At 55.2% G+C, this 8722-nt stretch carries 9 protein-coding genes and 1 pseudogene; 7 read left to right on the top strand and 3 right to left on the bottom strand.

Annotated features, from left to right (window positions below; all coding sequences use genetic code 11):
- The 3 genes and pseudogenes from RTY00_RS08850 to RTY00_RS08840 all read left to right on the top strand — a co-directional run.
- Positions 1-148, top strand: a pseudogene (locus RTY00_RS08850) (sugar ABC transporter permease); the annotation flags it as partial.
- Positions 145-963 carry a carbohydrate ABC transporter permease gene (locus RTY00_RS08845; protein WP_312664155.1) on the top strand — a complete coding sequence of 273 codons (819 nt, stop codon included), beginning with the start codon at positions 145-147 and terminating at the stop codon, positions 961-963. The pseudogene RTY00_RS08850 and the gene RTY00_RS08845, both read left to right, overlap by 4 nt.
- Positions 964-975: 12 nt before the next feature.
- A complete protein-coding gene (locus tag RTY00_RS08840) occupies positions 976-1917 on the top strand; it encodes a metallophosphoesterase (protein ID WP_312664154.1) in 942 nt (313 codons plus the stop codon).
- Here RTY00_RS08840 and RTY00_RS08835 read toward each other — a convergent pair.
- Positions 1887-2624 carry an HPP family protein gene (locus RTY00_RS08835; RefSeq protein ID WP_312664153.1) on the bottom strand — a complete coding sequence of 246 codons (738 nt, stop codon included), beginning with the start codon at positions 2622-2624 and terminating at the stop codon, positions 1887-1889. The genes RTY00_RS08840 and RTY00_RS08835 overlap by 31 nt on opposite strands.
- Positions 2625-2803: 179 nt before the next feature.
- On the opposite strand from RTY00_RS08835, the gene rluF reads away from it, so the two are divergent.
- Positions 2804-3682 carry a 23S rRNA pseudouridine(2604) synthase RluF gene (gene rluF, locus RTY00_RS08830; RefSeq protein ID WP_154156096.1) on the top strand — a complete coding sequence of 293 codons (879 nt, stop codon included), beginning with the start codon at positions 2804-2806 and terminating at the stop codon, positions 3680-3682.
- 38 nt (positions 3683-3720) lie between these two features.
- Here the strand turns inward: rluF and RTY00_RS08825 are convergent, their stop codons facing one another.
- Both RTY00_RS08825 and RTY00_RS08820 read right to left on the bottom strand, forming a co-directional pair.
- A complete protein-coding gene (locus RTY00_RS08825) occupies positions 3721-4461 on the bottom strand; it encodes a nitroreductase family protein (RefSeq protein ID WP_312664152.1) in 741 nt (246 codons plus the stop codon).
- Positions 4462-4602: 141 nt separating this feature from the next.
- Complete coding sequence (locus RTY00_RS08820) at positions 4603-5367, bottom strand: hypothetical protein (RefSeq protein ID WP_312664151.1); 765 nt, start codon at positions 5365-5367, stop codon at positions 4603-4605.
- A gap of 295 nt (positions 5368-5662) precedes the next feature.
- On the opposite strand from RTY00_RS08820, the gene RTY00_RS08815 reads away from it, so the two are divergent.
- From RTY00_RS08815 to RTY00_RS08805, 3 genes are all read left to right on the top strand, one after another.
- Positions 5663-6640 carry a sugar ABC transporter substrate-binding protein gene (locus RTY00_RS08815; protein WP_312664150.1) on the top strand — a complete coding sequence of 326 codons (978 nt, stop codon included), beginning with the start codon at positions 5663-5665 and terminating at the stop codon, positions 6638-6640.
- A complete protein-coding gene (locus RTY00_RS08810; RefSeq protein ID WP_312664149.1) occupies positions 6630-8153 on the top strand; it encodes a sugar ABC transporter ATP-binding protein in 1524 nt (507 codons plus the stop codon). The genes RTY00_RS08815 and RTY00_RS08810 overlap by 11 nt, the downstream gene beginning before the upstream one ends.
- The coding region (locus RTY00_RS08805) for an ABC transporter permease (protein ID WP_409519127.1) at positions 8150-8722 on the top strand (573 nt) is incomplete at its 3' end. The genes RTY00_RS08810 and RTY00_RS08805, both read left to right, overlap by 4 nt.

Genomic DNA, 8722 nt, shown 5'->3' with positions numbered 1-8722 from the left:
CTTGCTGCTGTTCTACATCTATCGCACCGCTTTCAGCTTCTGGGATATGCCCGCGGCGGCGGCAATGACGGTGGTGCTGTTAGTGATCCTCGCCGCGATTGCACTGCTTAAATTCAACCTGCTGGACAAGCGAGCCCATTACCAATGAAGCCGACAATCACGTTTGGTCGCCTGTGTCTGAATACGGCTATTGGGCTTGCCGCTTTGCTGTGGTTTTTACCGATTCTGGTGGCGTTTTGGGTGGCGATTCATCAGGCATCCGATCAGGCGAGCTTTTCGCTTTTTTCGCCGCTGACCTTGCAGAACTTCGTGAATGCCTGGCACGCCGCGCCCTTTGGTCGCTACTTCCTCAATACCAGTTTGCTGGTGCTGATGATTGTGGTGGTGCAGCTGATTCTGGCGACCATGGCCGCTTACGCATTAGTGCGCTTCCGCCTGAAATTCTCGGGCGCGATCTTCGCGCTGATTCTGCTGCAGCTGATGATCAGCCCAGATGTGCTGATTCTGAATAACTATAAAACCATTGGCGCGCTGGGTTTTCGCGATACGCTGACCGGCATCGCGCTGCCGTATTTCTCCTCGGCATTCGCCATCTTTCTGCTGCGCCAGACATTTAAAAGTATTCCGCTGGTGCTGGAAGAGGCGGCGATTGTCGAAGGTGCCAGCCGCTTTTACATTCTGCGCAAGATCTACATCCCGCTGGCGAAGCCGATTTATGTGGCGTTTGCGCTGGTGTCGATCAGCTTCCACTGGAATGATTTCCTCTGGCCGCTGGTGATTACCGATTCCGTCAACGTGCGGCCGCTTACCGTTGGTTTGCAACTGTTCTCGGCGCCAGAGCAGGGCGTGCAATGGGCGTTGATTGGTGCAGCTACCTTGATGACCACCTTGCCGCTGTTGGTGCTGTTCCTGATTTTCCAGCGTCAGTTTATTCAATCGTTTATGCGTGCCGGTATTCGCTAAGGAGTGCTTTTCGTGTCTTATCCGCATCCGCTGACTGAATTACAGCGTGAACTGCTGGGCGATGTCGCCGAGCTCTATGCCTTACCTGATGTGCGTTCCGCACCGCTGAGTAGCACGCTGCGTTTTGGTTTGATTGCCGATCCTCAATATGCCGACATCGACGCCGATATTGCGAAAAATCTCTACTATCGTCATGCACTGCGCAAGTTACCGCAGGCGATTGAGGTGTTAAATCAGCAGCCGCTGGATTTTGTCGTTACGCTGGGGGATTTAGTTGATCGCGATTGGAGCAGCTACGCGGCGATATTGCCGATATACGATCGCCTCGAACATCCGCATGCGGTGGTGTTGGGCAATCACGATGCGCAGACCATCGCGCAGCATCTCAACGAAGCCGCCGCGCTGCCGAAAAGCTATTACGCCTTTGGATTACAGGGCTGGCGTTTTATTGTTTATGACGGCAACGACATCAGCCTCTATTGCAACTCTCAGAACGGTGACGATCGTGCACAGGCGGAGGCGATGCTGGTGGATCTGACCGAGCGTCAGCAGCCGCAGGCGAAACCGTGGAACGGTGCGGTAGGCACCCAGCAGCTGGCATGGATTGAGCAGCAGCTGCAACAGGCCCAACATCAAGGGGAGAAAGTGGTGGTGTTTGGCCATTATCCGCTGGCGCCGCACAACAGCCACAACTTACTCAACGGCAGCACGCTGGCAGATCTGCTTTCTAGTTACAACATACAATGCTGTTTCTCTGGACACGATCACCGCGGCGGCTTTGCGCGCATCGGTCAAACAGGCTTTTACACGCTCAAAGGCATGCTGGATGGGGCTGATGAGGTGCCATTTGCGGTGGTTGAAATTGAGGGCGATGAAGTACGCGTGAAAGAATACGGTGTAGGGTCGCAATTCATGGCGACCGCTCAAGATGATATCGGCATTTGCCCGCGCTGACGAAGAATCGCAATCTCTTCGGCGCGCTGCAGCAACTGCTGCAAATCATCTTCATCAATATCCAGCACTTCACCGCTTTCCAGCGCCTGATGCAGGTCTTCACGCGTAATCGGAACGTCGATCACCACAGGCGGTGCTTTGATTTCAGTTGCCGCCAGCGGATGCGGGTAACGACGTCCGGCAAGATTATTAAACACCAACGCCAGCAGCGCCAGACAAACCGAGTTCAACAATACCGGCGTTAAAATAAAGTGGTAACCCAGCTGCTGGACGCCGTTACCGCCTAAAATCGCGGTCAGCGCTACCGCGCCGCTCGGTGGATGCAGGCAGCGCAGTTGAAACATTAGCGCAATGGTCAAACAGGCCGCGATGCCGCACGCCAATGCAGCATGGGGAACCCACAATGCGGTGGTAACACCGACAACGCCCGCCACCAGATTGCCACCGACAATTGACCACGGCTGCGCCAGCGGACTGTTCGGCAGACCAAACAGCAACACCGCCGAAGCGCCCATTGGCGCGACAAACCACAGATTCACTTCGCCCAGCAGCCAGTGACTGGTCAGGCTGGTAATCATTAAACCCAATCCCGCGCCAATGCTGGCGATGACCATCTGCTTTTTGCCTCCCGGTAACGGATGGGGCCAAAGGCGGGCCAGAAAGGTGCGCACGGATGTTATCCACGTCACCGATGGCTGATTTGTCATGAGGGAATCACTCTGTCATAAGAAAAAACGATGGGTGCGAATTGTCGCTGATCGATCCGCTGACAACAACCACATTGTTAGTGTGCTGTTATATCGTGGTAAGAGAAATGCTGATGATTGTCGCGATGCTTAACCAACGCCTAAGGTTGCTGTATAGTCCGTTTTTTTTCGGAGGAACCATGCTGCCTAACTCATCCACACGCCTGAACAAATACATCAGCGAGAGCGGGATCTGCTCACGCCGCGATGCCGATCGTTACATCGAACAAGGCAACGTTTTCATTAACGGTAAACGCGCTGCCGTCGGTGCGCAGGTGTTTGCGGGGGATGAAGTCAAAGTGAACGGGCAGCTGATTGAGCCGCGAGACGAAGAAGATTTAGTGCTGATTGCGCTGAACAAACCGGTTGGCATCATCACCACCATGGAAGAGGGGGAGCGCGACAACATTGGTGATTTCGTCAATCACAGCAAACGCGTGTTCCCGATTGGTCGTCTGGATAAAGATTCTCAGGGGCTGATTTTCCTCACCAACCACGGCGATCTGGTGAATAAAATCCTGCGTGCCGGTAATAACCACGAAAAAGAGTATGTGGTCACCGTCGATAAGCCGATCACCGATGAATTTATTGCCGGAATGGGCGCGGGCGTACCGATGCTCGGCACCGTGACCAAGAAGTGCAAAGTTAAAAAAGAGTCGACCTTTGTCTTCCGCATTATTCTGGTTCAGGGGCTGAATCGTCAAATTCGTCGCATGACCAAGCACTTCGGTTTTGAAGTCACCAAGCTTGAACGTACGCGCATCATGAACGTCAGTCTGAAAGGGATTCCGCTCGGCGAGTGGCGCGATTTAACCGATGACGAGCTGATCGACCTGTTCAAACTGATTGAAGACTCTTCATCGGAAGATCAAAAAACGCAGAAGACGCAGGCTAAGAAGAAACCGGCCAGCGCCGCGAAAAAGCCCGCTGCCGGAGCTAAGCCGGGTGAGAAAGCGGGTGCAAAACCCGCTAATCGCCAGCGTTTCGCGCAGCCGGGTCGTAAGAAGAAAGGGCGTTAATTTTTAATTCCCCGCGCAGAGCGCGCGGGGAAAAGCCGTTACTTGTCGTTGCCAAACCCTTGCTTCTTCAGCGCGTCCAGCACGTGCGGGAAGTAAATCTTGTGATAATAACCGCTGACGCTTTCGCTCCAGCTCTCGCCATCATCACGACCGGTATTTTTCCAGTGCTGCACCATTTCCTGATTGTAGGCGGCGATGTGCTGCTCCAGTCCATCACGCTGATAGCGCTCTTCATGACGGAAGGTTGCCAGCGGCAGACGCGGCTTCTGATGCGCAGGCTGATCGACATGGCCGATCACCACGCCCGCCACCGGGAAGGTGTATTCCGGTAAATCCAGCAAGCTGATTAATGCCTGCGGATCGCGACGAATACCGCCAATCGGCACAATGCCCAAACCTTCCGCGCGCGCCGCCGCCATGATCGAACCCAACGCAATCCCCACGTCAGTTGAGCCCGACACAATGCTTTCGATGCTCTGCTGGGCGATCTGCTCGCGGTCAATCGCGTTCATCGCCAAGCGCGATTTATGCATATCCAGCACCAGGGTAATAAACACCGGCGCTTTGGCAATCCACGGTTGGCCGCCGGCAATCTGTGAGATTTGCGCGCGTTTCTCAGCATCGCGCGTCACCATCAAAGAGACCTGCTGCGAGTTCACCGAGGTTGGCGCGCGATACGCGGCCGAAATGATGCGATCCAGCACCGCATCCTCAACGGGAAGGTCGGTAAAACTGCGATCGCTTTTATGACTGGTGAAAATATCGATTAATGAACTCATGGATCCTCCTGATTGGGAGGCGAGAGCGTAACAGAAGAGGAATAGATGTGACTTAACCGTTGTTGCCGTGGCTAACTACTTCTTTTGAATAAGCAAAGTGCGGAATGCGATAAGCGGTGAGACCGGTGCAAAATGCACCGGCTAAGCAACTTTGGCTGCAGCGACTGCCGGATGAATGCTGCGATCTGGTCCGCTGAGCATCACCGGTTTACCGGAACGTAATCCGCGCTGGAATTGGGTCATGCGTTCATGGCTAATCCCGGCACCGCACCACAACAGGTGATGATCGTGACGGCTTTCTGAACCGTACAACATCGGTTGTGAGGTTTGATCGACATCGACGCAGAATCCTTGTCCGGTAAGGCGAATGGCTTCCAGCCACACTTCCGTCTCATCGCCGGTGCTGACCACTTCAAGCAACAGCGGCATCTGCTGCTGACGGGCTGACGCGCGTTTTACGCAGTCGCTGTGATGCACGATCGCCTCATGGAAGCGCGTTAACCGACGCGATGCGCCGCGACGTGTATCATCACGCAGCCAGCGATTAAGCGGTTTCATCAGCACGTTGACGAAATCATCGCTGCTATAATCGCCCGCCAGATTGCGCACGGTACGCGCCAGTTCGCGGTCAGAACCCAGCTCCAGTTGACGTAACAGATCGCCACGGCGTGCCACCCAACCAGACGACGAGTAATCGAGCCCGCAGTGTCTGCCTTGATAGATTTGCCACAGCGTGGCGCCACCGGCGGTTAATGCCATCATGGCGAGCACTTCATCAACCTGATGTCGGCTCCAATCCTTATTGACGTGATTCTCAGAAATTAATCCACCGCGCAACCAGCGACGTAAATTGGCACGGTTGGCACCGGTAATGGCGCAAACGGTTTCAGTTGAATAAAAGTTCATTACGAGCCCTCAGATTGAGGGTGAATGGCCGTGGGTGCTAATCCAGGATGAGCCACCATCCTGAACCTTATCTGTATGGATTACCAGTATCTTTACTTAAATGTGCATAAATAACCGACAAAGCGCAGCGGTAAAAACACGCACCAAAATAGTGCGTATTGGCTATTACCAATCACCAGCTAGCCTAAGGAGAAAATAGCATTATGGATAAAAAATGGCTGTGATAATTTTTATTTCACACGCCAGATAACAGGCGTCATACAACATTATTTTATTGTTTCCAGGGATATTAAGAATGAAAAATCACCGCCTGGCAGGTCTGTTATTGGCTTCTTTATCACTATTATCAGGAATGGCACATGCCGAAGATCAACCGATTCCGTCGCTGGCGGGTAAACGTATTGGCATCACCGTCGCGGGTACCGATCACTACTGGGATTTGAAAGCTTATCAGGGACAAATAGATGAGGTGAAGCGCCTTGGCGGAACGCCGATTGCGCTGGATGGCGGGCGTAAAGAGTCGCAGCAAATTGCGCAGATTCAAACGCTTATTGCGCAAAAGCCGGATGCCATTATTGAAACGCTCGGCACGGCGTCGGTGCTGGAACCCTGGCTGAAAAAAATCCGCGAAGCGGGAATTCCATTATTTACTGTTGATACCGCCAGCCCATCCAGTATTAACGTCACTACATCGGATAACTTTTATATTGGCGAACAGTTAGCATTAAAACTGGTAAATGACCTGCGCGGCGAAGGCAATATTTTGGTATTTAACGGTTTCTATGGCGTGCCGGTGGTAGCAATGCGCTACGACCAGTTAAAAGCCGTGCTGAAGTGGTATCCGAAAATTAAAATTATCCAACCTGAATTGCGCGATGTCATCCCGAATACCGTGCAGGATGCGTATGCGCAAATCAGTCAATTACTGAATAAATATCCGAAAGGTTCAGTACAGGCGATTTGGGCGGCGTGGGATGTGCCGCAAATCGGCGCCACGCAGGCGGTAGATGCTGCCGGACGCAATGAAATCAAAACGTACGCGGTGGATGGCAGCCCGGATGTGGTGTCGCTGGTTAAAGATCCCAAATCCAGCGCGGCAGCGGTGGTGGCGCAGCAGCCGTATGTGATTGGCCAAACGGCGGTGCAGAACGTGGCGAAATACCTCGCTGGCGATCGTTCGTTGCCGCCTGCAACCTATGTGCCGTCGATTCTGGTGACCAAAGAGAACGCTGCCGAAGCGCAGAAAACCCTGGGTCAAACGGATGGCAAATAACGCGCCGCTGTTGCAACTGCACGCCATCAGCAAAGCCTTTGATGGCGTGCCTGCGCTGCAATCGGTGTCGCTCAGCGTGCATGCCGGTGAAGTTCTCGGCCTGATTGGCCATAACGGTGCGGGAAAATCGACGCTGATCAAAGTGTTAGGCGGCATTCACGCCGCCGATCGCGGCAGCATCGAGCTGGATGGTCAGCCGCTTGCATTGTCTACGCCCGCGCAGGCGCAGCGCCAGGGCATCGCCATCGTGCATCAGGAGCGACTGTTGCCCGGCTCGCTGACGGTGGCAGAAGCGCTGTGGCTCGGCAACGAACCGCGCTTAGCCGGTACGCCGTTTATCCTGCGACGTCGTATGCGCCAGCAGACAGAGCAGCAGTTGCAGCAGCACTTTGGTTTGCAACTCGATCCTGATGCGTTGATCGCTACGCTGAGCGTGGCGGAGCAGCAACTGGTGCAAATCTGCCGCGTGCTGCAAAACGCGCCGCGCGTGGTGGTGCTGGATGAACCGACCGCCGCGCTGGCGCGCCATGAAGTGCATGCGCTATTCCGGGTGATTGAACGCATGCGCCAGCAGGGCATCGCGCTGATATATGTTTCGCACTATCTCGATGAAATTCAGGAGCTATGCCAACGCGTCACGGTGCTGCGTGACGGTAAAGACGTGGCGCAGTTCAACGCAGATCAGCTATCACCGGCGGCACTGATCGCTGCGATGGTAGGCGATGCGCGTCATGAACTGGCACCGCGTCAGTCGCGCCGCGCCGGTGCGCAAGTGCTGCAGGTTACTGCGCTCAGCGCGCCCGGCAGTTTTCACAGTGTGTCATTCACCGGCCGACAAGGCGAAATCATCGGCATCACCGGCTTGTTAGGTTCCGGCGGTAAAGCGCTGATTCGCACGCTGTTCGGGCTGGAAAACGGCGTCAGCGGCAAGGTTACGCTGGGCGAAGTGAGCGGCGTGCCGGCTTCACCGCATGCCGCAGTGAAACGCGGTATCGCCTTTGTACCGGAGGATCGCCGCGCCAACGGCGTCGCGCTGGATCTGTCTCTGCGTGACAATGTCAGCTTAACCACGGTGCAGCGCTTGTTACGCTGGGGCGGCGTATCGCGCCAGGCGGAGAGCACATTGGTGGCGAAGAACATCCAGCAGCTGGATATCCGCACGCCGGGGCAGCTGGCGGTGCTACGCCAGCTTTCGGGCGGCAACCAACAGAAAGCGGTGTTGGCAAAGTGGTTAAACACCGGTGCGCGTCTGTATCTGCTGGATGAGCCCACGGTGGGCGTTGATATTGCTGCCAAGGCGGCGATTTATCACACGCTGCAGCAGCTGGCTGATGATGGCGCACTGATTCTGGTGTTCTCCACCGATTTACTCGAACTGCAAACGCTGGCCGATCGCATTATGGTGCTGGCGCGCGGCGAACATGTCGCCACGCTGGAGGCACAGCACACCAGCCATCAGGAAATTCTCTCCTGGGCTTCGGGCACCGGCGCGTTAACGGAGCGTGCTTCATGAGTGATGTTACCCATTCTGCAACGCTTGCAGTGCCACGCAGTGTGCGCGGTCAGCAGTGGCTGCAACACGTTTCGTTGCTGATTATTGTGCTGGTTTTAGCCGTCTTTGCCTGGCTGTCGCCGATTTTCCTTACGATGATGAATCTTGGCAACGTGCTGCAGCAAACCGCGGTGGTTGGCACGCTGGCGCTGGGCTTAACGCTGGTTTTGAGCGGCGGCGGCTTGCAGGGCATTACCGGCGGCATTGATCTGTCGATCGCCGCCAACCTTGGCCTAAGTGCGGCGGTGTTTGCCAGCCAGCTCAACGCCGGGCAGCCCATCGCGATTGCGCTGCTGCTGACGCTGTTAACCGGCGCGGCTGTGGGTTTGTTTAACGCGCTGGCGATTGTCTGGCTGGGGATTTTGCCGCTGCTGGCGACGCTCACCAGCATGAATATCGCTATCGGCCTGGAAATGGTGCTGACCAGCAACGCCTCGGTGTCAGCCAGCAGCGATCTTCAAAATCTGTTGTTAAGCAACGGTCCGTTAGCGGTGTCGTGGCTAGGCTGGTCGTTTCTGCTGCTGGCGTTT

The sequence above is a fragment of the Pantoea sp. CTOTU49201 genome (genome assembly GCF_032054795.1).
In the GTDB taxonomy this organism is placed as follows: Bacteria; Pseudomonadota; Gammaproteobacteria; order Enterobacterales; family Enterobacteriaceae; genus Pantoea; species Pantoea symbiotica.
Note: the sequence above shows the minus strand (reverse complement) of the source record. Positions and strands in the feature narration are given on the sequence as shown.